The 22805-nt window shown below is 49.5% G+C and carries 18 protein-coding genes; 8 read left to right on the top strand and 10 right to left on the bottom strand.

The window, feature by feature from the left end:
- Positions 1-88: 88 nt before the first annotated feature.
- From ACNA05_RS02355 to ACNA05_RS02345, 3 genes are all read right to left on the bottom strand, one after another.
- A complete protein-coding gene (locus tag ACNA05_RS02355; RefSeq protein ID WP_415810105.1) occupies positions 89-1510 on the bottom strand; it encodes an AMP nucleosidase in 1422 nt (473 codons plus the stop codon).
- 171 nt (positions 1511-1681) lie between these two features.
- Positions 1682-3241, bottom strand: coding sequence for an alkaline phosphatase D family protein (locus ACNA05_RS02350; RefSeq protein ID WP_415809769.1), 1560 nt, complete (start codon positions 3239-3241; stop codon positions 1682-1684).
- 90 nt (positions 3242-3331) lie between these two features.
- On the bottom strand, positions 3332-6358 hold the full coding sequence (locus ACNA05_RS02345) for a TonB-dependent receptor (RefSeq protein ID WP_415809768.1): 3027 nt from the start codon (positions 6356-6358) through the stop codon (positions 3332-3334).
- A gap of 279 nt (positions 6359-6637) precedes the next feature.
- On the opposite strand from ACNA05_RS02345, the gene ACNA05_RS02340 reads away from it, so the two are divergent.
- A complete protein-coding gene (locus ACNA05_RS02340) occupies positions 6638-7285 on the top strand; it encodes a uridine kinase family protein (protein WP_415809767.1) in 648 nt (215 codons plus the stop codon).
- 21 nt (positions 7286-7306) lie between these two features.
- Positions 7307-8539, top strand: a complete 1233-nt coding sequence (locus tag ACNA05_RS02335; RefSeq protein ID WP_415809766.1) for a NupC/NupG family nucleoside CNT transporter — start codon at positions 7307-7309, stop codon at positions 8537-8539.
- 2 nt (positions 8540-8541) lie between these two features.
- Here ACNA05_RS02335 and ACNA05_RS02330 read toward each other — a convergent pair whose 3' ends face one another.
- Entirely contained in the window at positions 8542-9480 is a 939-nt protein-coding gene (locus ACNA05_RS02330) for an isopenicillin N synthase family dioxygenase (protein ID WP_415809765.1), read from the bottom strand.
- A 111-nt stretch (positions 9481-9591) separates the two neighbouring features.
- Between ACNA05_RS02330 and ACNA05_RS02325 the strand changes: the two genes are divergently transcribed.
- Positions 9592-10458 carry a ribokinase gene (locus ACNA05_RS02325; protein ID WP_415809764.1) on the top strand — a complete coding sequence of 289 codons (867 nt, stop codon included), beginning with the start codon at positions 9592-9594 and terminating at the stop codon, positions 10456-10458.
- Here the strand turns inward: ACNA05_RS02325 and ACNA05_RS02320 are convergent.
- Complete coding sequence (locus ACNA05_RS02320) at positions 10448-11011, bottom strand: phosphoribosyltransferase (protein WP_415809763.1); 564 nt, start codon at positions 11009-11011, stop codon at positions 10448-10450. The genes ACNA05_RS02325 and ACNA05_RS02320 overlap by 11 nt on opposite strands.
- A 155-nt stretch (positions 11012-11166) precedes the next feature.
- On the opposite strand from ACNA05_RS02320, the gene ACNA05_RS02315 reads away from it, so the two are divergent.
- The gene (locus ACNA05_RS02315; RefSeq protein WP_415809762.1) at positions 11167-12108 is read left to right on the top strand and encodes a nucleoside hydrolase; all 942 of its coding nucleotides are present in this window, start codon (positions 11167-11169) and stop codon (positions 12106-12108) included.
- A 4-nt stretch (positions 12109-12112) separates the two neighbouring features.
- Here ACNA05_RS02315 and ACNA05_RS02310 read toward each other — a convergent pair whose 3' ends face one another.
- Complete coding sequence (locus ACNA05_RS02310; RefSeq protein WP_415809761.1) at positions 12113-12712, bottom strand: thymidine kinase; 600 nt, start codon at positions 12710-12712, stop codon at positions 12113-12115.
- A 114-nt stretch (positions 12713-12826) separates the two neighbouring features.
- Complete coding sequence (locus ACNA05_RS02305; RefSeq protein WP_415809760.1) at positions 12827-13300, bottom strand: MarR family winged helix-turn-helix transcriptional regulator; 474 nt, start codon at positions 13298-13300, stop codon at positions 12827-12829.
- Positions 13301-13391: 91 nt separating this feature from the next.
- Between ACNA05_RS02305 and hppD the strand changes: the two genes are divergently transcribed.
- Genes hppD through maiA form a run of 4 tightly spaced genes read left to right on the top strand, consistent with a single transcriptional unit; the run spans position 13392 to position 16702 of the window.
- A complete protein-coding gene (hppD, locus tag ACNA05_RS02300) occupies positions 13392-14489 on the top strand; it encodes a 4-hydroxyphenylpyruvate dioxygenase (protein WP_415809759.1) in 1098 nt (365 codons plus the stop codon).
- On the top strand, positions 14489-15034 hold the full coding sequence (locus ACNA05_RS02295) for a VOC family protein (RefSeq protein WP_415809758.1): 546 nt from the start codon (positions 14489-14491) through the stop codon (positions 15032-15034). Before hppD ends, ACNA05_RS02295 begins: the two co-directional genes overlap by 1 nt.
- 6 nt (positions 15035-15040) lie before the next feature.
- On the top strand, positions 15041-16060 hold the full coding sequence (locus ACNA05_RS02290; protein WP_415809757.1) for a fumarylacetoacetate hydrolase family protein: 1020 nt from the start codon (positions 15041-15043) through the stop codon (positions 16058-16060).
- A 3-nt stretch (positions 16061-16063) separates the two neighbouring features.
- The gene (gene maiA, locus ACNA05_RS02285) at positions 16064-16702 is read left to right on the top strand and encodes a maleylacetoacetate isomerase (protein WP_415809756.1); all 639 of its coding nucleotides are present in this window, start codon (positions 16064-16066) and stop codon (positions 16700-16702) included.
- A gap of 32 nt (positions 16703-16734) precedes the next feature.
- On the opposite strand, the gene ACNA05_RS02280 is transcribed toward maiA, so the two are convergent.
- The 3 genes from ACNA05_RS02280 to ACNA05_RS02270 are packed head-to-tail and all read right to left on the bottom strand — an operon-like array spanning position 16735 to position 22618.
- Entirely contained in the window at positions 16735-18186 is a 1452-nt protein-coding gene (locus ACNA05_RS02280) for an efflux transporter outer membrane subunit (protein WP_415809755.1), read from the bottom strand.
- Positions 18183-21365 (bottom strand): multidrug efflux RND transporter permease subunit, encoded by a 3183-nt coding sequence (locus tag ACNA05_RS02275; protein WP_415809754.1) that lies wholly within the window; start codon positions 21363-21365, stop codon positions 18183-18185. The genes ACNA05_RS02280 and ACNA05_RS02275 overlap by 4 nt, the downstream gene beginning before the upstream one ends.
- A 32-nt stretch (positions 21366-21397) precedes the next feature.
- Positions 21398-22618 carry an efflux RND transporter periplasmic adaptor subunit gene (locus ACNA05_RS02270; RefSeq protein WP_415809753.1) on the bottom strand — a complete coding sequence of 407 codons (1221 nt, stop codon included), beginning with the start codon at positions 22616-22618 and terminating at the stop codon, positions 21398-21400.
- Between the last annotated feature and the right edge of the window lie 187 nt (positions 22619-22805).

Raw genomic sequence — 22805 nt, 5'->3', positions numbered from 1 at the left:
GTTGACTGTGGCACAGTTGTGCAAGCAGAAAGTAGCAATAGCGCACAGGCGCCGAGTCGGTGGAATGACATTATTCAATAGCTCCGATTTATCTAAAGACAGGATCGTCCAAACTTCTGAGTTTACGTGAATGAAGGGTTCCGCTTTGTGCTTCGCCTTTCAATATAGACATGGCCTCTAGGCCGATGTTGAGATGTTGCGCGACGCGGCTGCGGTAAAAGGCTTCGGCTGTTCCGGGAAGCTTAATCTCGCCATGTAGGGGTCTGTCGGAGACGCAGAGCAATGTTCCGTAAGGCACGCGGTAACGATAGCCATTGGCGGCAATTGTCGCGCTCTCCATATCAATCGCAATGGCGCGAGATTGATTTAGGCGAGTGCGTAATTTTTCATAACGCATTTCCCAATTTCGGTCATCTGTCGTTACAACCGTACCTGTGCGAACATGCCTTTTCATCATCTGACCAGAGAGTGACATGACGCTGGAAATAGCGTCGGTCAAAGCGATTTGGACCTCGGCGATAGTCGGCAGCGGAATGGCGGGAGGTAATACATCATCCAAGATTTGATCATCCCGCAAATAAGCATGGGCTAAAACAAAATCGCCTAGAATCTGAGTTCTGCGAAGGCCGCCGCAATGTCCCAGCATCAACCAGCAATGCGAGCGAAGTACAGCAACGTGATCCGTAATTGTTTTCGCGTTAGACGGCCCCACTCCGATGTTAATTAAAGTGATACCCTCATTGTTATCCGCAATAAGGTGATAGGCGGGCATTTGCGGACCTTTAAAGCCTGGATCAGGTCTGTAATCCTCGGCTTTTTCTATGACGCCCTGACCGGGGCTGGCAAACCCCGTATAATTTCCCTTTCCGACAACTTTCTTTGCATGCTCAATAAACTCATCCACATATCTCTGATAGTTGGTGAATATAACAAATTTTTGAAAATGTTCCGGATGAGTGCCGGAATAATGTCGTAGTCTTTGTAGGGAATAATCGGTTCTTAGGGCCGGGAAGAGACTCAACGGAAGTGGGCGATCATTTGGGTGCTCTACGGCGCCATCAGCCAGGTCATCATGAATATGTTTCAGATTTGGGAGCGGAAAATACTCACCTATGCGGGAGCTATATTCTTTATCCATTTCAAAGGCAGATGGATCAATGGCAAAGGCAACGGGGATGGCGTGATTACAGTAGCCCACATAGTAGTTTACTTCATAAGCCGCTTGGATACTGGAAAGCTGGTCTATCAAGTAATCTGCGAAAATCTCTGGACTGGTGATAGACGTTCCGTACCAACCTGGCCCCCGGATGCTCACAAACGCATAGGGGGAAACACCGTCTTCTTTTCGGGTTTTAATTTCGACTAAAAGATAAGGGTAAGTCGGCGTCGCTGAGGCTTCTCGTTTGCCTGTCTTGGCATATTCGCTGAACGACTTGTTAATTTGGGCAATTGCGTCGTTATACAGTGTTTTAAGCCCGTTTATGGCCGCGGGAATATCCTCGACCTGCATAAGATTTTCAAAAAATTCGGGGGGGCTTCCAACTTGGTTCAAAATAACTATCCTTTTAATTCACAGTTCAATTATTGCGCCTCGGATTCTCTCCGTTTCACAAATAAAATTTCCGCGTCCTAAAGATTTCAGACAGAACTGTCAATGATATGGCTGATTTTCTTTCTCCAACTAAACTACGATCGCGCCTTGCGAGCCGCTTTCGACGACAAACTTTTTGCGGGTTTGCGCGCTGGCTTTCGGGTCATAAACCGAGGTCACTTCTTTCATCTCAAATGTCCAGTTTTCCGGTGTCACATTGACCAGAGAGTAGCCCCGTTTGCGGTCATCAAAGAAATGAATATGGGGGTTGTCCGGGAGCATTTGGGTGAAACGGTTATAAGCATAGCTATGGGCCGTCACGGAAGTTGTAACAAATTCTGTCCCGACCGTCTGTGACTGAGGGTTGCTGTAATCCATTTTGAGGTCGGCCTGCCACCAGCTGTGCATATCGCCGCCAATGGAGATAAAGTTCTTAGGTTGCCTCTGCTCGGCAGCGCGAAGGATCATGTCGCGGGTGGCCGGATATCCGTCCCATCCATCGCTCCAAGACGCCGGATTTCCGTCACGATCTTTTTGATATAGCCGCGAAAATAAGGTTGGCTGAGCCAAAACTTCCCACGTTGCACCAGAGCGAAGAAAAGATGGCATTAGCCAGCTCTCTTGAGCTTTGCCGAACATAGAGCGGGACATATCTTCCAGCTCGGAACAATTTACCATTTGCGCGCCGCCGTCTTCTGGCGTCGGGCAAGCTTGATTGTCGCGGTACTGGCGGCCATCCGTGAGAGCCATAGTCATGAGATTGCCGTAGTAGAAATAATCGTGAAGACGCATGTTCTCGCCATGCGGACGACTGCGCAAACGTATCGGCATGTGTTCATAATAAGCTTTGTAAGCAGCGGCGCGGCGGGCGCGCATCTGCTCTAAGGGCATGAAGTTTTCATCGTTCAGATTTGCATAATCATTTACAACTTCATGATCATCCCAGATGAAAAGCCATGGCGCGTGAGCGTGCGCTGCCTGCAATGCCGGATCGGTTTTGTACTGAGCGTGGAGGCGTCTGTAATCCGTAAGGGTTATGGCCTCCGTTGAGGCTTGTCGGCGGACTTGAGGACCCCAAGAGGACTCATAAATATAGTCGCCTAGATGAACAATAAGATCGGGATCCTGCGCGATCATGTCATTATATGCATTAAAAAACCCCTGCTCATAGTGCTGACAAGAGGCGATGCCGAAACGAAGAGAGTTAACAGGGGCCCCAAACATGGGCGCGGTTTTGGCGCGGCCTGTGGGGCTATTTTGCCCATTAGCTATGAAGCGATAATAATATTGCCTCAGAGGTTGAAGACCATGAACTTCCACATGAACGCTGTGTGCCCATTGTTTATTGGCGACTGTTTGTCCTGCTTTAATTATGCGGGCAAAACTTTCGTCTTCGGCGACTTGCCATGTCACATTTACGGGAGCCGATAATCCGCCGTCCTCAGCAAGGGGCATAGGCGCGAGCCGAGTCCATAAAACAAAACCGTCTGAGACAGGATCTCCGGACGCCACGCCAAGAGGGAATAAATAATCCAGACCTTTAATAGGACTCGCTCCCAAAGACATTTTCGCAGGTGAAGAAGCTGTGGCGCAGGCGGAAAGGGTTAGGGCGCTGAGGCCTGATAGAATTTGGCGGCGGGTATTGAACATGTTTATTCCTCAAACAAGGTAGGGGCCTGCATAAAAAAACGGAGGACCAAGGCCCTCCGTTCATATCGTTTTCTCTAGGTAATAACAAACCTAGAAGTCGTAAGTCGCTCCGAAACGAACTTCGTAAGCAGAAGCGTCATTTGAAGTTGAGAACGGCTGTCCAACCAACAATCCACGCGGGAAGCTAGGTTGATCAAGTTGCCCCCAATCGCTGTTGATCATGTTGGTGACGTTGTCGATGACCATAAAGACAGTTGCGCGATCATCAGCGCGTAGTCCAGGTAGTTCTTGAGTGAATTTCAAGTCGACTTTCGTCCATGACGGTCCAGTGAACTCGTTACGCTCTGTGCCTGGGACAAGAACGTTATTGCCTTCTAGGAAAGGCGTAAAGTTAAACGCGCTGTTTCCTGAAATTGTCCGGCTGTAAGGACGGCCAGAACTGTGCTGAAAGAAGACAAACGCTTTGGACGCGTAATCGGCAATGAATTCCTTCTCATAACGGTAAGACGCGGTGAAGCGGTGCTTGATGTTATAGTTGGAAGTTGACGCGACTTGCTCTTGCGGATCATCAAACGCACGGTTCACGTAGTTTGAGAAAGCGACAGAACTTGTCATCGGCTGAATGTCATTCGCATCCGTATAGGCGTAACCAGCTGTGATAGCGTGGTTTTCCCACTGGCGGTTTAGACCAAGAGAGAATGCATAAGAGTTTGCTTCTTCGTCTGCGTTTGTCAGAACGAAGGCCGGCTCGCGAACACTGTCATAGTCTGTGTACCCGTCGGCCGTTGTTCCAACAGCTTCCAAATCTGCCCGAAGGACGATGGCTTGGTTGTTGCTGCGTGAATACTGAGCATCGGCTGTGAATGTCCAGAGACCACCAAACAGATCTTCGCCAGTGTCGAAGCTTGGTGACCATGTGAAGCCTGCTGCGGCTTTCCATTCGGAAGGAATATCAAAATCTGGGTCCAGATAGTTGATTTCGAAGTTGTCACCCACACCGCTAGCTACCGCGTCAAACAATTCAGATGGTATGCCATAACCAGGACCTGCTGGGGCGCCGTCTTCTACGCCTGAATAGACAACGTCAGCATCGAACAAGCTACGTGATCCGTCAGTGTAACCGAAGGAGCGACCGCGTTGACCGAATTGAAGAACGTTGTTGGCAGAGAAGTTGTTTGAAAGCCAAACATTCGGGTTACCGCCGGAGTAAAGGCCGGCGCCGCCGAAGAGCTGCAACTCGGATGAGGCGTCATAGGTGAAGCCAAGACGTGGCTGCAATAGGCCTTCGCCGTCAAGATTTGTTGAGTTTGAGAAACCGTAATCGGCGACAAAGTCAGCATTCTCTTCAGGGGCATCATCGGTTGTGTAGAAGTCATAGCGCAGACCCGCAACAACCTTCAGGCCGTTTTGGAAATCATATTCGTCCTGACCATAGATTGTGTTTGTAGCGTAACCCCAAACAGCCGCTGCATCAGCAGGGTTATTTGACGGTGCGTTATTGTAGTAAATCGCATCAGCAAAGCCGTTGCGGAAGTTTTCGATTCCGTCAAAGCGAATTTCTGTTTCTGTATGCTGAACGAAGAGGTTGAAGACATCGAGTTCTTCGCGCTCAATACCGCCAGAGAACGTGTGATTACCCATAATATAGTCAGCCTTAGCTGCCATTGTGGTCACTTCGTATTCCAAGACGTTTGCATGACGAGAGTCATCAGCTCCGAGATATACATCGACATCGCCAACAGAGACACGGAATTCACCGAAATCGGTTCCGCCGATGGGATTAGCACGAGCGTCCAGATCAAGATAATTAAAACGAAGCTCAGTCGAGAAGTTCTCGGTCCAATCAGAATAGAGAGAGCCGGTATATGAGTTCAGTTTAGAACCGCGCTCATATAAGTGGTTTGAAAATTCGACTTCTGTACTGTCGCCATCCGAACGAACGGTGTTGAAGCCGTCATTGTAGTTGTAAACAAACGAAGCGCGGTGATTATCCGTAATGTTCCAGTCAAGTTTGGCAAGAATTTTTTCGTCTTCGTTTGGGTTACTGATGGGAAGCGTTCCCGGATCATACTGGTATTGAGTTTGAGCAATATTGATAATGTCATCCAGTTGTGACTGGGTAATCTGGAATGCACCGTTCCCAATAGGTTGCTCGTTGTAAAGATTGGCGCCTTCTAGTTTCTCATAAGATGTAAAGAAGAACAGCTTGTCTTTAATGATTGGGCCGCCAACGTTGAATCCGTAACGAATTTCATCGAAATCGCCGAATTCCACGTCACGATCACCAACTCGGTCGCCGCGAAGGCCATCATCAGTGTAATCGATAAATGCGCCGCCGTGAATTTCGTTTGTACCGGATTTAGTAACCGCATTGATTTGGCAAGCTGTGAATCCGCCATACTCAACGTCAAACGGTGCGAGCTCAACAGAAACTTGCTCGATAGCGTCGAATGAGAATGGCTGACGTTCTGTTGGGTAACCATTTGAGTTTAGACCAAATGAGTCGTTCATTCGAACACCGTCAAGTGTCAGAGAGTTAAAGCGTGAGCTCTGTCCGGCGCACTGTACAGCGTTGATATCGCCGCGTGACTCGTCAACATAGATACGAGGGTCAAGGCGAAGAATGTCGGTAATGTTACGGTTGATAGCCGGTGCGCTTTGAATTGTATCAAGACCGAAATTGGCTGACGGGCCAACCGCTACTTCAGCGAGAACATTACGCTGAGCAACAACGATGATTTCATCTGTGACGGAACCGCCTTCGAGGGCGAAATTCAAATTGGCTGAGCCGCCGAGAGACAAAGAAATGTCTTCTACGCGTTCGCCCGTATAGTTGTCGGCAGAAACAGTGACGTTATATGTTCCGCCAACTGGCAGGTTTCGAGCTGCGAAAGCGCCGACCGAGTCAGTTGTAAGTGAACGGCTCAAACCCGTTGCGTTGTTTGTAAGCGTAACACTTGCACCTGGAATTGGGTTACCATTTGTGTTTGTTACATAACCCTGAACTTCAGAGGTTGTGACTTGGGCAGAGGCCGTTGCCGCCATACCCATCGTCAGGGCGAACGCCGAAGCGCTCATGACGGCATTGAAGCCGAGGGATGAAAGAGTGTTTTTCATGATATAATCTTTACCTTTGTAGATTGCATTTGAAAGTTGGGCGGCTCTTAGTAGGGGCACTTGTCACTTTTATGACAGAGTCGTCATGTTTGGCAGGTGTGAGGGGGTTAATTACTGTGAGTAGCCCAAAAAGACTCCAGACTGTGTCCTAAAAGTCACAAGTTTGAGGCATATATTCCTTGGGGATGGTTGCTGAATTAGGACTCGCATCCTTTTCAGATTCGTTTTAGGCCCTTAACGCCGTCGAGGTTGCCACTATAACATAAAGAATCGCTGTTTATGTCGTTTGTTATTGCCATTGCCGGTGGGAGTTGTTCAGGCAAAACCACTTTAGCGCGTCATCTCCAACATAGGTTAGGAGGGGAGCGCTGTCTCGCGATCCGACAAGATGACTATTATTTCGATATTCGCGAACGAGAAAGTCAACAAGACCTGCCTAACTTTGACGTTCCAGAAGCCCTGGATTTCAAACAGCTTGCCGCCGATATATCAGCTTTGAAAGCTGGAGAGCCTGTGAAGCTCCCCAATTACGACTTTACAACCCATCAAAGACGTCACCCCACGGAGCCATTGAAGCCTCGTCCCTTTATTATTGTGGAAGGTTTATTGCTCCTAAATGCAGAGGAAATCAGGCCGTTAATTGATCATAGTGTCTATATGAAGTGCAGCTATGAAAAACGGTTTGCGCGCCGCCTCGCCCGGGACGTTGCAGAACGGGGACGCACTAAAGAGTTTGTTCACAAGCAATTCCACCAAGACGTAGAGCCGGCTCATCAAACCTATGTGGCTCCGTCTGCTCAACATGCGAATAAGGTTGTGACTCAAGATGAATATATAAACGACCTGTCTGGCCTTATTGACCGTCTGGTAAATATACTGCCAGAGACTGAAGCAAATCCTCTTCCTCAGATGAGCCTTGCGCTTTAGGCTGATTAGAAAGCGAACCCTATGCATCATCCTGCCTTTGGCCTTTTCGGTATAGCTCTTATTCTTTTTGTCGCGTTTATAGCGTCCAATAATAAGCGCGCAATCAGCCCGCGTATCGTACTCTCCTGTTTCGCCCTTCAGGTGATGATTGCGGTTCTGGTGCTTTATGTGCCGTTCGGGAAAGTGGTTTTGCAGGCCATGTCCGAGAAAGTCACAACGCTCCTCAGTTATGCGACGGCCGGAATAGAAATGGTTTTCGGCGGCTTGGCGGATGAAAGCCTTGGCTTTAGCTTTCTTGTGAGAGTTCTTCCGGTCGTTATTTTCTTCGCCTCTTTAATGGAGGTGTTATACCATATGAAGTTCATGCAGCTGGTCGTGAAATATGGCGGCAAGGCGATTCATTTTCTGACCGGAACCAAACCGATTGAATCGCTCAATGTTGTGGCCAATATTTTCGTGGGGCAAACCGAAGCGCCTTTGACGCTTAAACCTTATCTTCCCAGTATTAACCGATTTGAGCTTTTCACGATTATGGTGTCCGGACTGGCCTCTATCGCCGGTACGGTGCTGGCGGGATATATCCAGCTTGGTATTAGCGCCGAATATTTGATCGCGGCGAGTTTCATGTCTGCGCCTGGTGGGTTGCTAATGGCGAAAATTATTATGCCAGACCCGGCGCCGGAACTGGGAGCCAAAAAAGAAGAAGATATTTTCTCTCTCGGCAGATCGACTAAACATTCCAACGTTATTATGGCGGCGGCGGTGGGCGCGCAAAACGGTGTCGCCCTCGCGGTAAGTATTGGCGCGATGTTGCTGGCTTTTGTTTCTCTCATTGCGCTCTGTAACGGCCTATTAGGATGGGCTGGTGGTTTCTTTGGCCTGGAAAATCTTAGCGTCCAAAGTATTTTAGGGCTTATCTTCGCGCCGGTTATGTACGCTTTAAACGTGCCTTGGGCCGAGGCCCAGCAAGCTGGCGCCATTTTCGGCGAGAAAGTCGTCCTAAATGAATTTATAGCCTATATCAGCTTGGTGAATATTCAGGATGAGCTCTCTGAGCGGACAGTTATTATTTTGACCTTTGCCCTCTGTGGGTTTGCTAACCTAAGCTCTATTGCGATCTTATTGGGCGGATTGGGGGCGCTTATCCCTGATCGTATGCCAGAGATTGCGAAAATGGGTGTCAAAGCCGTCTTCGCAGCCTCGCTCGCGAATCTGATGAGCGCGGCTTTAGCGGGTATATTGGTGGCGGTCTGACGCTAAGCTTTTATCAGACCAATCTCTATCAATCGCTCTGTTAGATAATCGCCTGCTGTAATGGCAGGCTCTGGGTTGCCGCCTTTTTCAACACAGCCTTCGATTGGCGTTATCATAGCGTCATTATTCAGATGCAAGAAAAACGGTTTGGAATAACGCGGGAATTTCGCGCGTTCGGGGGAGGGGTTGAGAACGCGGTGGGTCGTCGACGGTAAAAGGCCAGCTGTCATACGCTGCAACATATCTCCGACATTGACGACAACGGCACCCTCCGGTGCGTTTATATCCATCCACTCTCCGGATCGGTGCTTTGCCTGAAGGCCGGCTTCTTCGGCGCCGAGTAAAAGCGTAATCAGATTGATGTCTTCATGTGCGCCTGCGCGAACGCTGCCTTCGGGCTGCGGTTCGGTCTGCGGCGGGTAGTGAAGAAGTCGCAGAATAGAGTTTCCAACATTTATCTTGTCTTCAAACCAGTCTTCTTTCAGATCAAGATAGAGCGCAACGGCCCGTAAAAGGTCGGCCCCGAATTTATCCAATTCTTCGTAAAGCGCGCGAGTATCCTCGTCGAAAGTGTCGAGCTCTCTGACGGAGGGCGTGTCCTTCATCGTTTTCCGGTAAGGTGATCCTTCGGGTAGGGCCCGTCCTGTATGCCAGAACTCTTTCAAATCCGCCTGGGATTTACCTTTGGCATTTTCCGTCATGAAAGGGGAATGCCCGCGTTGATGCCCGTCTTCCGGATCGGCGTATTGACGTTTCACGTCCTCAGGCAGGGCGAAAAAGTCTTTTGCTGCGTCATCCGCTTTATCGATGACGGCTTCGGGAATGGTGTGGTCCGAAATAACGGCGAAACCGGTTTCGCGGAAAGAGTCCCCAAATTTTTTAGCGAAAGCCTCTTTGTCTTCTTTCCAGAGATTAAAGCTGATGGGCTCAATTTTTATCATAACGGATCACTTATTTTCTCCGCCTGTCATTTAGCGGGAATCGGAACTAGCACGAGCGCGACCCAAATTAAAATAGCTTTTGAAGTTGGCTTGCATATCCTAAAGACAAGTATGACGACTGCCCCTACACTTTGCGTTCTTGGTTCCATTAATCTGGACATGGTGATCCAGACCGCTCATCTGCCGCGCGCCGGAGAGACTGTCACTCAGGGGAAGTTCCACTCCACTCCGGGCGGAAAGGGTGCAAATACCGCGCTAGCGGCGCAGCGACTGGGGGCTAACGTCCGCCTCCAAGCGGCTGTAGGGAATGACCCTTATGCCAAAGAGGCGTTGTCGAGTTTAAGAGCGGCAGGCGTAAATCTGAAATCTGTGGCGACGATAGACAAGGAAGCCACCGGAGTCGCATTTATTAATGTGGCGGAAGACGGCGAAAACCAAATTGCTGTTGCATCTGGGGCGAATGCCGTTTTTTCGCCAGATCACTTGAGCGCCATCACCGAAGCAGCTGTCTTGAGCCAATTTGAAATTCCGGTTCCGACCCTGCTGGCAGGACTGAACAGTTATGACGGGTTTGTGGCTGTGAACGCTTCTCCGTTCACGCCTGACGTAGAAAAGGTATTTCAAAGAGCAGACCTCATTATAGTAAATGAGGGCGAATATGCTGCCTATCTGTCAGATCTTGAGGGGTATTCAGGACTGCTGGCCCGAACTTTAGGCGGTGAGGGAGCAGAGCTGTTTAAAAATGGAAAGCTAATAGCAACGGCCAAACCGCCAAAGGTGGAGGTGATAGATACGACTGGAGCAGGCGATGCTTTTGCTGCGGCGCTCACGGTCGCTCTTGCTGAAGGGCAATTAGAAACGGATGCGTTGAATTTTGCCTGCACAGTCGGCGCTCTGGCAACAACCAAATTAGGAGCGCAGAGTGCTGCCCCAACGAGAGATGAGGTCGAAACCCTTTTGAAAGTCTCTAAGACTTAGGCAAAAGCTCGAAAATACGGTCTGGGAGAGGTTTGGTCTTTTTCAGTTCTTCCGCGGAGCAACCCTCCAGTTCATGCGGGAAGACCGTCCAGGCATCCGTTTCATGTAAATAAAAGTCAGGTGTCCGCTCTGTTTTGTTGCGTTTTGGCTTGTAATATACGGTCGCCACGCGGATATCGCTCGGCGTATTCCGGCGGCACTTTTCTTCCAGTTTGCTGATAATGGCATCAACGCTGCGCCCGCTGTCAAAGATATCATCAATAATCAAAAGCTGGTCGTCCACATTAATCGTGTCGACCAAATGTTGGAGCCCGTAAACTTTGACTGTCTTAGATTGCTTATCCATCGCTTCGTAAGAAGAGGTACGGATAGAAAAGTGATCGGTGTCACAGCCGAGCAGTTCAAGCACTTCCTGAATGGCAATTCCGACAGGTGTGCCGCCGCGCCAAACCCCGACAATGAAGGAAGGCCGATAACCGCTTTCAAAAATTTGCAAGGCCAGTTCGAAGGAATCCTTCAATAGCTCTTCTGCATTGACAAACAATTTTTCCATGGGGCTACTCAAACTAAGATAATTTGGGTTCGCCTAGTCTAAGAAAGCGCCGCTATCAAGAGCCTAGCGCTTATCAGCTATTCTCTTTTACGCCGGAGAGGGTTAAGCAGGGCGTTCAATTAATTTTGGCGCCGTGACGCCCAAGGAAGATATCTATGACTAGACGCCTTATAATTGACTGTGACCCCGGTCAGGATGACGCCATAAACCTCTTTCTCGCTCTGCCAGAAACAGATGAGTATGAAATTCTGGGCATTACAGTGGTTGCCGGAAATACAAGCCTTGAAAAGACGCAACGCAATGCGCGCCTTCTTTGCGAGTTAGCCGGGAGAACAGATGTGCCAATTTATGCAGGGTGCGATGCTCCGCTTAAATACCCGCTGGCAACGGCCGAAGAGGTTCATGGCAGCGAGGGCTTGGAGGGGATCGATATTATTGAACCGGAAATGGCTTTGGAGTCTCAAAATGCTGTCGACTTCATTGTCGAAACCCTCACGGCCGCCGAGGATGGGAGCATAACGATTGTGCCTACCGGGCCGCTCACCAATGTTGCGAAGGCCTTGCAAAAAAGGCCCGAAATTTCTGTTAAAATTAAAGAGATTGTGTTGATGGGCGGCGCTTTGAAAGAAGGCGGCAACATTACGCCTTCCGCCGAGTTTAATATTTATGTCGACCCTCACGCGGCTGATATTGTGTTTGAGAGCGGTGCTCCGCTCGTGGTCTTTGGTCTGGATGTCACTCATCAAGTTCTATCGTCTGATGCAGAATTGGAGCGGATCAAGAATATCGGGAATCTGGTGGCGGATGCGGCTTATAGCCTGCTCACGCATTATGGTCGCTTTGATGCGGAAAAATATGGCACTAACGGCGCTCCGCTCCACGATCCGTGTACGATGGCATACATATTAAAGCCGGAGATATTTACTTTCAAACCTTGCAACATACGGGTCGAAACGGAGTCCGAGCTTACCCGGGGGCATACAGCCGTCGATTTTTGGTACGCGACCGAGCTTCCGCGAAATGCGCTCTGGGCATATGAAGTTGATACGCCGGGCTTTTTCGATTTGCTGATTAAGCAGCTCTCGACTTATAGCTAAGTCATTATTCCGCGATGGCGGGTCCGTTGATAAGCTTTTCCCGCCAATGGCGGCGGCATAAGGTGATATAGCGCTCATTGCCGCCGACTTCGACTTGATCCCCTTCTGTGACTGCGCCGCCTGTCGCGTCTACGCGCATATTCATAGTGGCTTTCCGGCCGCACCAACACAGCGTTCGGATTTCTCGGATATCATCTGCAATTGCCAATAGAGCGGCGCTGCCCGGGAAGAGACGACCCTGAAAATCCGTTCGCAATCCATAGCACATGATAGGTATGCCGTGATCGTCGCTGACGCGGGCCAGTTGCCAGACTTGATCACGTGTTAAAAACTGGGCTTCGTCCAAGAGAACACAATCAATTCGCTTCTTCTTGTGTGATTTTAAAATATGTTTTTCGAGGTCAATTTCTTCGCAAAAGGTATCGGCTTCGGACTCCAGTCCAATTCGAGAAGTAATCAAAGAGCCGCTATCTTCGCGGTTGTCGATAATAGGTTTCAGCAGCAAGGTGTGCATGCCGCGTTCAAAATAGTTATAGGACGACTGCAGCAAAATCGTCGATTTACCGGCGTTCATTGCGGAGAAGTTGAAGTAGAGTTTTGCCATGCGAGTTGCTCGGAATCGGAAGTTCCAAAAGGGTATATGGAGAGTCGCAATTCCGGGGCAATGGTAAATTTGACCGAAGCTGTTGAGAAACGATCAGACGGCGGAGCCAGGCAATCAAGTTTTTGACGAAGATTGTGCCTGATTGATTTTATCCATTCTGGAGCTGAACTCTTTTAAGTTTCTAACGAATTCAGTGTTGCTTGGATCACCTTCTCCCGAAGGAATAAGCGTGGTCGCTAATTTTTTCGCTATAGTGCTATAAATCTTTAGACCTGCGGCAGTAGTTTCTAACGTGGAGCGTCTTTTGTCGCCTTGGCTAGGCGTTTTTTCAACGAGTCCTTGTTCGATAAGAGAGCTGACTGCTCGGCTGACAATAGTTTTGTCCATAGGGGTAACAGCTGTCACATCTGCGGCTGTTCGTCCGGGCTTATCAGCAATAGCCGCCAAAACGCGCCATTGGCTTTGATTGATATCCGCCTCGGATCGAACCACCTCTAGTGTGTACCGGCTAATTTTATCGGCAAGAACAATCACTTGGTAGGGCCAGAAACTTTCCAGGTCGATATGCGTGTTTTCATCAGTAGACATACAACCTTTATGCAAAAAAGATGTTGCAATTGCAACCAATTACTGTTAGTTGTTATCGCAACTAATAATATTGAGAGAATTGGAGAGCGTTATGGCTGATCTTTTTGAAAACCCAATGGGGCTGGACGGCTTTGAATTCATCGAATTTTCTGCGCCCGAAAAAGGCCATTTGGAAAAAATCTTTACCACTATGGGCTTTACTAAAATTGCCCGTCACCGGTCCAAAGATGTCGAGTTGTGGCGTCAAGGCGACATCAACCTAATTACAAACTACGAGAATAAATCTCCCGCCGGGCATTTCTGCCGCGAACACGGTCCCTCCGCTTGCGGCATGGGCTTTCGCGTCGAGAATGCGAAACAGGCCTATGAGCGGGCGATAGAGCTTGGCGCGGAGACGGTGGACACACATGTTGGGCCAATGGAACTTTCCATTCCGGCAATACGCGGTATTGGCGGTGGTCTGATTTATTTCGTTGATCGTTATGGTGATGATCTCTCCATTTATGATATTGATTTCGAATATTTAGAAGGTGTTGATAAACATCCAAAAGGCTTTGGCTTTAAGGTTGTCGATCACCTAACCCATAACGTTTATCGGGGCCGCATGGATTACTGGGCGGAATATTACGAACGTTTGTTCAATTTCCGAGAAATCCGCTATTTTGACATTAAAGGTGAATATACGGGTTTGAAGTCCCGCGCTTTGACGGCTCCTGATGGCAAAATCCGCATTCCCCTCAATGAAGAAGGCGATGACGGTAAAGGTCAGATCGAAGAATATTTGTTGGAGCATCGGGGCGAAGGCATTCAGCACATCGCTTTGTCTTGCGACGACCTTTATGCCTGTGTCGATAAATTGCGCGACGCGGGTGTAAACCTGATGAAGGCTCCGCCGGACACCTATTACGATATGCTGGATGAGCGTCTCCCTAACCACGGCGAGAATGCGGAAGAGTTAAAAGTTCGAGGGTTGCTTCTCGACGGAAGCACTGACGACAATGATCCGCGCCTGTTATTGCAGATTTTTGCGCAGCCCCAAATTGGGCCGGTTTTCTTTGAATTTATTCAGCGTAAGGGCGATGAAGGATTTGGCGAAGGGAACTTCAAGGCTCTCTTCCAGTCTATTGAACGCGACCAAATCGAAAGAGGCGTATTGGAGGCGAATCCGAAACCCAAAGCGAGGGCATAATGACAATCAAGACAGATGGATTTCATCACGTTGCCTATCGGTGCAAAGACGCCAAGGAAACGGTTGAGTTTTATCAAAACCACTTGAACATGGATTTCCAACTGGCGATCGCCGAAGATCACGTACCTTCGACCGGGGCTTATGATCCTTACATGCATATCTTTATGGATGCGGGTAATAACAATGTTCTGGCCTTTTTCGAACTGCCAGAACAGCCCGACATGGACAGAGATCGTAACACGCCGGAATGGGTGCAACATATCGCCTTAAGGGTCGACACCCTCGAAGATTTGTTGGAGGCGAAAGAAAGCCTCGAGTCAGCAGGCATCGACGTTCTTGGTCCCACCCATCACGGCATTTTCAAATCGATATATTTCTTCGATCCTAATGGACACCGTCTTGAACTGGCCGCAAATATTCACACGCCGGAACAAATGACGAAGTTACGCACTGTAGCCCCAGAGATGCTGGCCGAATGGTCAGAGACGAAAAAAGCCCCGCGTCATGCGGCGTGGCTTCATGAAAAAATTCAAAACGAAAGCTAGATTGATATGAAACTTGCTTCCCTTAAAGATGGCCGCGACGGCCAATTAATTATTGTTTCCCGTGATCTGTCGAAAGCGGCAGATGCGAGTGATATTGTTCCCACGCTTCAAGCGGCGCTTGATGACTGGGATCTTTACGCGCCTCAGCTTGCCGCAAGGTATGAAATGCTGAATGCCGAAAAGGTGGACAGTTTTGATTTCGATCAGACAGCTTGTCACTCACCGCTACCGCGCGCCTATACATGGATGGATGGATCGGCCTATCTCAACCACGTTGAACTTGTCCGTAAGGCCCGGGACGCCGAAGTGCCGGAAAGCTTTTACTCCGACCCGCTGATGTATCAGGGCGGTTCCGACAGCTTTATCGGTCCGCGCGATCCTATTGTTGCGGCTGACGAAGCCTATGGCATTGACATGGAAGCCGAAATTACAGTCATCACAGATGACGTTCCAATGGGCGTGTCCGTTAAAGACGCCGAAAAGCACATTAAACTGATTATGCTCGTCAATGATGTTAGCTTGCGCGGACTCATCCCAAATGAACTTCGCAAAGGCTTTGGCTTTGTACAAGGTAAGGCATCAAGTGCATTTTCACCGGTCGCGGTCACCCCTGATGAATTGGGCGATGCTTGGGGCGAAGGAACTATCGATCTTCCGCTTCTTGTGGATTATAACGGCAAGCCGTTCGGCAAGGCGAATGTCAAACAGGACATGACCTTTAACATGTCAGAACTTGTTGCCCATGCCGCCAAGACCCGGGACTTGAGCGCAGGCGCCATTATTGGGTCCGGAACCGTTTCAAATAAATTTGAAGGCGGTGAAGGCAAGAAGATCGAAGATGGCGGCGTCGGGTATAGCTGCATCGCTGAAATCCGGATGATCGAAAAAATCCAGACAGGCGAATTTATCACCCCGTTCATGCGCTTTGGCGACACAGTCGGCATTGAGATGAACGACGCGGAAGGAAAATCTATTTTTGGACGCATCGAAAATGTCGTCGAGAAATATGAAGGCCCAGAAGCTTAATTCATGATGACGCTCTACGGATATTGGCGCAGCTCTGCGAGCTATCGAGTTCGCATTGCCTTGGGCCTAAAAGGCATTGAAGTTCGCCATATTCCGGTCAATCTCCGGGAAGGCGAACAGCTCCTAGCCGAACATTCCAAACGTAACCCACAAGGTTATCTGCCAGTTCTGGAGTTAGAGGATGGAACACGCCTTACTCAATCTCTGGCCATTCTGGATTATCTGGACGCGACACATTCAAACCATCCGCTGATGCCCGAGGACGCAATTTTACGCTCTCGTATTTTAGCGGCCTCTTTGATTATTACCTCCGATATTTCTCCCATCCAAAATCTGTCCGTTTTGAAATATATTCGGGCGGAGCATGGACAGGAAGATGCAGGCGTTAAAAAATGGTCCGCTCACTGGATCGCCAAAGGGTTTGAAAGCCTTGAGAAAATGGCGAGCCCCGATACGAAATTTTTCTATACTGACACGCCGATGTTTTTTGAATGCTGCCTTGTGCCGCAAATTTATAATGCACGCCGTTTTGGGGTCGATATGGATCGGTTTCCGAACCTTTTACGTGTGGAGAATGCTTGCCAGTCCCTGGAGGCTTTCAAGACTGCTTTGCCCGAAGCTCAGACAGACGCCCCGAAATGACTCAGAAGTTTTCACCTGAAACAGGCTTCGACTTAGTTCGGTGAGAGGGTATTCGGTAATCCGCCGCCAAGTGCAATAAAGAGCGAGACTGAATTTTGATCTTCCATCCGGCGGGCCTGCAATAGGCTTTGTCGCGCGGTAAAGAGATTTCGTTCAGCGTCGAGAACTTCAAGATAATTTGCAACACCTTCATCATATTGCAATTGCGCGAGACGGGCAATTTGCTCCTGCGCTTCAACATTGCGGAGGCGCGCATCCACGAGTTCTGCGAGCCAACGACGACCGGCTAGAGAGTTGGAAACGTCCCGGAACGCATTTTGTATCGTCAAATCATAGGTCGCAACGGCTTCTTCTTCGACGGCCCGAGCAAGCGCGAGATCCGCTTTACGGGCCCCTGCATCGAATATCGGAAGGCTAATAGAGGGGCCAAAACGCCACGTCAGGCTATCCGTATCAAAAAGATCGCCAAGCTCGCTCGACGTAACCCCGCCTGACCCGGTCAAAGATATGGTCGGGAAAAAGGCGGTTCGGGCGACAGCTATATTTGCACTCGCGCTTCGAAGGGTTTGTTCTGCGGAGATGATATCCGGGCGCACCAATAAGAGGTCAGAGGGCAAACCCGCATCTAAGCGAAGGCCAGATGTTTGCTCTCCAAGCGAAAGCCCGGTGGGAAGTTCTTGTGGAAAGCTTCCGCCGATAAGAACAGTAAGCTGATTTCGGTTTTGCGCTTCAAGAAGTTTTTGGTTGCTCAAGGCCTGCTCAGCTTGGGTTAGAAGGGCTTGGGACTGATGAAAATCAAGAGCGGAGGTGATGCCCGATTCCAAACGTATTTTAGCCAGTCGCAATCCTTCTTCTCTGGACCTCATAGTGTCTTCTGCCAAAGCAATTTGAGCCTTGGATTCGATCAAGTCGAAATAGGTGGAGGCCACATCGCCAATTAGGGAAATATAGAAAGCGCGCTGCGCCGCCTCAGTTGCTAGATATTCCGCCCGCGCGGCTTCACTAAGATTACTTAGGCGTCCCCAAAAGTCGATTTCATAAGAGGCAACACCCACACCAATATCAAAATTGTTAAACGTGATAGAGCTCGGCACATTTGTGCCTTGTTCGCCGCCTGTTACGCCGCCCAATCCACTGGAATCTGTCGGAACTCGGCTCCGCACCGCGCTGCCAGTTGCGGCGACTGTGGGTAGGCGCCGACTGTCTTGAATACGAAAGCGTGCACGCGCTTGTTCGATTCTTGCCGTTGCGGCTCGCAGATTACGGTTATTGTTGAGAGCGGCCTCGATTAAGGTTTGAAGCCGTTCATCAATGAAATAGTCCTGCCAATTAATCTCGCTGGCGGTAGCAGACCCTTCTACCTGAAGACTTTTTTCATAAATAGCGTCCGTGGGCAGGTCGGGAGAAACATATTCCGGCTGAATGTGCGAGCAGGCGGATAGTAGGATAACGGAGAAAGAGACTGAGCTAAGTAACCGCGTCATGACGCGCTCCCTTCTTGATCATGTGTCTCCATTTGTCCGGAAGCTGTCGGGTCTTTCCGACTTAGGTGCTTTCGAATCAAAAGATAGAGTAGCGGAACAACGAAAATACCGATGGCTGTTGCCGTTATCATGCCGCCCATAACCCCGGTGCCCACGGCGATACGACTGTTGGCGCCTGCTCCGTCGGAAATGACTAGTGGTACCATGGCGAGAATAAAAGCCATGGAGGTCATGATAATAGGTCGGAGACGTAAACGAGCAGCGCTTCTTACAGCTTCCAGCGGAGACTTTCCTGCTTCCTCTTCTTCAATGGCAAATTCGACAATGAGAATCGCATTTTTTGCGGCGAGACCTATAATTGTGATCAGTCCAACATTGAAATATACATCCGCCGATAAGCCTCTCAGCATTGAAAATGTGACGGCCCCTAGGACCCCTATAGGGACGATTAAGAGTACAGCAATTGGCATAGCCCAGCTCTCATACAGGGCCGAAAGAAGCAGGAAGACAACCAAGATAGATAATCCTAGCAACGCGCCAATTTGGCCGGCGGAGCGTTTTTCTTCAAAACTGAGACCGGTCCATTCCGACCCAATGCCTTGGGGCAGCTGGGCGACCATTTCCTCAACGGCGTCCAAAGCGGCACCTGACGACTTGCCCGGAGCGGCCTCTCCAGAAATCGTCATGGCCGGATACCCATTATAACGCGCGAGACTTGGCGGACCGGCAGTCCATTCCGCCGTTGCAAAGGTGCTGAATGGGACAAGTTCTCCAGTTTGATTTGGGACGCGCAGAGATAGAACATCTTCTGCGGTCATACGGTGAGGCGCATCAGCTTGGACATAAACCTGAAGTGATCGGCCCCCACGGATAAATTCGTTCGCAAAAGCCGAGCCGAAATTAATTGCCAGTGTGCTGTTAACGTCGGAAATAGACAGACCAAGGGAACGGGCAAGCACCCGGTCTATGTTAACACGTAGCTGCGGAGAAGCAGCTTGGTCTTCGGGCCTGACGTTCGTAACAACATCGCTCTGGCTCATTAGCCCTAACAGCTGGTTTCGCGCATCTGTGAGAGCTTCTCTTCCCATTCCGCCTCTATCTTGAAGTTTAAGGCTGAAACCACTGGCATTACCCAAAGACTGAATGGCCGGGGGTTGGATAACGAAAACCATGGCATTATCCAGTTGAGAAAACTCGCTCATAGCTCTACCCAACAAGGCAGAAGCTTTGCTGTTCTCAGCTTTGCGCTTCTTCCAGTCATAAAGGGGGCTGAACATGAGGGCATTGTTCTGACCTTGACCGAAAAAGCTAAAGCCGCGCACAACAACCAAATTTTCAACCTCGGGCTGGTTTAACCAAAAGTCAGAGACGGGCTCGATCGTCGCTTCGGTTCTCTCGCGCGTTGCTCCAGGAGGCGCCTGTACTACGGTAACTAAGTAACCTTGGTCTTCTACAGGAAGAAATGCGGTCGGTAGTCGAATAAATAGAAAACCGGCCAACCCAACAAGGATGCAAAATACAGCCAAACCCCGAATTGGCCTAGAAAGTATCCCATCATTTGCTCGACCGTATCGGTCAGTCATGCGCCCAAACCAACGATTGAATCCACCAAAAAATTTAGCGCCAATATTCCATTTGGATGTCTTCTTCGTTTTGCCTTTAGTCTCTGTGTTCTGGGGAACCGGTTTTAGAAAGGTCGCGCAGAGTGCGGGGGTAAGCGTTAGAGCCATGAGCGCCGAAAACAGAATTGAAATGGCCAAGGTTACAGAAAATTGTTTGTAAATCCCGCCGGTCGATCCAGGGAAAAATGCCATAGGTAAGAATACGGCGACGAGAACAAGTGTAATCCCGATAATAGCCCCCGTTATTTGATCCATGGCTTTCCGGGTGGCTTCCTTGGGAGCCAGGCCTTCTTCGCGCATGATCCTCTCAACGTTCTCGATTACTATGATTGCGTCATCGACGAGAATACCAATCGCCAACACCATTCCGAACAAGGTCAAAACATTTATAGAAAATCCGAATAGCCATAACCCCAGACAAGCGCCCGCAAGGGCGATCGGAACGACCAAAGTTGGAATAATCGTCGCTCTCCAGCTTTGGAGGAAAAGAAACATGACGAGAAAGACCAAGGCCATGGCTTCAAGGAGTGTTTTTACGACTTCTTTAACAGACACTCGGACGAAAGGTGTCGTGTCATAAGGGATTGTCCACTCGACATCTGGAGGAAGGCTGGGCTCCAATTCCTTCATACGGCTTTCGACGCCTTCGGCAGCAGCAAGAGCGTTAGCGCCTGTGGCGAGTTGTATGGCCATACCGGCCATAGGTTGACCATTGAGCGTGGTGCTCGTGGCGTAGCTTTGAGCGCCTATTTCAACGCGTGCGACATCTTCCAAACGAACCGTAGCTCCGCCTGTTTCAGCTCTAAGTATTATTTTCTGGAACTGCTCTACGGTCGAGAATCTATTTTGCGTAATAATCGTCGCTGAAATTTGAGTCTGATCCAGATTTGGAAGGGCACCGAGAGACCCTCCGGCTGTTTGGCTGTTTTGTTCCCGGATCGCGAAAAGCACTTCTGACGGTGTTAACTCGTATGACGCCAACTTTTCCGGGTCGAGCCAGACGCGCATAGCATATTCTGAACCAAATAAAGTGACATCGCCCACACCGGGTACGCGCCGCAATTCATCAATAACCTGTATGGAGGCAACATTCCCCAGATCTGTAGTGTTCAGATCACCGCTTTTCGACGTCAATGCGATGATTTGAAGAAATGAAGAATTAGCTTGGCGGACTTGAATGCCTTGACGGCGGACATCTTCCGGAAGTCGAGCTTCAACCGTGCCAAGGCGATTTTGAACCTCTGTCTGCGCGATATCAATATCAGTACCAGATTCAAAGGTCAGTGTTATAGAGCCTGTCCCGTTAGATTGGCTCGAGGAGTCCATATAGAGAAAGCCTTCCACGCCATTGAGTTGCTGTTCAATGATCTGAATGACATTCTGCTCGAGTGTTTCCGCGTCGGCGCCAGGATAAACCACTGAAATTGAGAGGGAAGGCGGGGCAATCTCGGGGTATTGCTCTACAGGTAGTGCGCGCAGGGCGATAAACCCAGAGAGCAAAATGCAGAGCGAAATTACCCAAGCAAAAATGGGTCGGTCAATAAAAAAACGTGGCACAGTTTAATCCAACTTTTTTAAAAAGCTCATAATCACCGATTGCCGTTTTTGGCTGAATCTGGTGTTTGAGAAGGGCTCTCTTGCGATGAAGGCATTGAACTCGGTCCGGAGCTTACTTCAACGAGCGTGCCGGGACGCAGCTGTTGAATATTGCTTGTTATCACTTGATCGCCAGCTGATAAGCCGGTTTCAATAACCCATTCCTGACCGTCCATAGGACCGAGTTTAATAGGTTTCGCTTCCACCTTCCCAGTCGTGTCGACAACGAAAACGCTCGCGCCTGACTCTGCGATGCTGACGGCGCTCTGCGGTACCGATAAGCCATTTCTGCGGGAACCCACATAAAAACGGGCATGAACGAATTCCCCCGGCAGCAAAATATTGTCTGGATTAGGGAATTCGGCTCTGAGATTCACTGTTCCGGTGGTTTGATTTACGGAGAAATCTAAAAAATCCACGTATCCAGGTTCAGAGTAGGGGGTGCCATCCGCGAAAAACAGCTCTACTTTTGTCTGGCCATTCTCATCTACTTCGATTGTACCATCCGCTATCGCCCGACGGACTTCGAGAACTTTCGACGACGACTGTGCCACTGTGACGTAAACCGGATCTAGCTGTTCTATTTGTGTCATCAGCGTGGCTTCGCCGGCACTTACCAAAGCGCCTTCGGTCACGTTGGCGCGTCGGGCGCGTCCTGCGATCGGGGCGCGGACGGTAGTGTATCCCACTTGTAAATTTGCTGCATCTATCTGGGCTTTAATCTGGATGACACTGGCGTCAGCCTCCCGAGACGCCGCGACAGCCGAATCGTACTCTTGTTGGCTAATTGCTTGTAATTCAACCAGATTTTCAAATCGGTCTACTACGGCTTGGGCGTTGGCCGCAGTGGCTTCTGCGCGTTGCAAGCTCGCTTTGACCTGCGCTAAATTGGCTTTCACCTCCCGAGGGTCGATACTAAATAAGGCTTGGCCCTTGGTCACATCTGTGCCTTCTTCATAAAGGCGTTCTTGGACGATTCCTGTTACCCGGGCCCGAACCTCAGCTTGTCTGACAGGTTCTACGCGTCCGGGAAGTTCAATAATATTTGGGACATTATGTTCGCGCACAGTGACAGCTTGCACCGTCATAGCTTGGCTTGCCGCCTGCGCCGATTGGGTCTGTGACGGCGTGTCTTTGTTGTCGGTCGCTTGGCATGCCAAAAGAATTAATGGGATTATACAGGACGACAACTTGAGGTATTTGAGCACTGGCATAATAACTTCCTGTCAGGCTCATGGTTCTGAACCTAATTTAAAAACAGTAATAATCTTGCAGACAAATAGGTGTCTCGAGAATGGTCTTCAAGGAGTTTAACCTGTCTTTTGGACGCATTCGTTATGCATTTATGCATAGGAGGCGTCGAAATTCTAAATTTATGTCTGCAGTAGAGGCTTGATGTTG

The sequence above is a fragment of the Litorimonas haliclonae genome (assembly GCF_965138505.1).
GTDB classification, from domain to species: domain Bacteria; phylum Pseudomonadota; class Alphaproteobacteria; order Caulobacterales; family Maricaulaceae; genus Litorimonas; species Litorimonas haliclonae.
The sequence above is the reverse complement of the archived record's forward strand: the minus strand, read 5'-3'. Positions and strand labels throughout refer to the sequence as shown.

Excerpts from the sequence above, each read along its gene's own strand:
- ACNA05_RS02330 (WP_415809765.1), bottom strand. The coding sequence starts at position 9,480 with ATGATAAAAATTGAGCCCATCAGCTTTAATCTCTGGAAAGAAGACAAA.
- ACNA05_RS02340 (WP_415809767.1), top strand. The coding sequence starts at position 6,638 with ATGTCGTTTGTTATTGCCATTGCCGGTGGGAGTTGTTCAGGCAAAACC.
- ACNA05_RS02335 (WP_415809766.1), top strand. The coding sequence starts at position 7,307 with ATGCATCATCCTGCCTTTGGCCTTTTCGGTATAGCTCTTATTCTTTTT.
- ACNA05_RS02290 (WP_415809757.1), top strand. The coding sequence starts at position 15,041 with ATGAAACTTGCTTCCCTTAAAGATGGCCGCGACGGCCAATTAATTATT.
- ACNA05_RS02320 (WP_415809763.1), bottom strand. The coding sequence starts at position 11,011 with ATGGAAAAATTGTTTGTCAATGCAGAAGAGCTATTGAAGGATTCCTTC.
- ACNA05_RS02350 (WP_415809769.1), bottom strand. The coding sequence starts at position 3,241 with ATGTTCAATACCCGCCGCCAAATTCTATCAGGCCTCAGCGCCCTAACC.
- ACNA05_RS02310 (WP_415809761.1), bottom strand. The coding sequence starts at position 12,712 with ATGGCAAAACTCTACTTCAACTTCTCCGCAATGAACGCCGGTAAATCG.
- hppD (WP_415809759.1), top strand. The coding sequence starts at position 13,392 with ATGGCTGATCTTTTTGAAAACCCAATGGGGCTGGACGGCTTTGAATTC.
- ACNA05_RS02355 (WP_415810105.1), bottom strand. The coding sequence starts at position 1,510 with ATGCAGGTCGAGGATATTCCCGCGGCCATAAACGGGCTTAAAACACTG.
- ACNA05_RS02295 (WP_415809758.1), top strand. The coding sequence starts at position 14,489 with ATGACAATCAAGACAGATGGATTTCATCACGTTGCCTATCGGTGCAAA.
- ACNA05_RS02325 (WP_415809764.1), top strand. The coding sequence starts at position 9,592 with ATGACGACTGCCCCTACACTTTGCGTTCTTGGTTCCATTAATCTGGAC.
- ACNA05_RS02315 (WP_415809762.1), top strand. The coding sequence starts at position 11,167 with ATGACTAGACGCCTTATAATTGACTGTGACCCCGGTCAGGATGACGCC.
- ACNA05_RS02280 (WP_415809755.1), bottom strand. The coding sequence starts at position 18,186 with ATGACGCGGTTACTTAGCTCAGTCTCTTTCTCCGTTATCCTACTATCC.
- ACNA05_RS02305 (WP_415809760.1), bottom strand. The coding sequence starts at position 13,300 with ATGTCTACTGATGAAAACACGCATATCGACCTGGAAAGTTTCTGGCCC.
- ACNA05_RS02270 (WP_415809753.1), bottom strand. The coding sequence starts at position 22,618 with ATGCCAGTGCTCAAATACCTCAAGTTGTCGTCCTGTATAATCCCATTA.
- ACNA05_RS02345 (WP_415809768.1), bottom strand. The coding sequence starts at position 6,358 with ATGAAAAACACTCTTTCATCCCTCGGCTTCAATGCCGTCATGAGCGCT.
- maiA (WP_415809756.1), top strand. The coding sequence starts at position 16,064 with ATGATGACGCTCTACGGATATTGGCGCAGCTCTGCGAGCTATCGAGTT.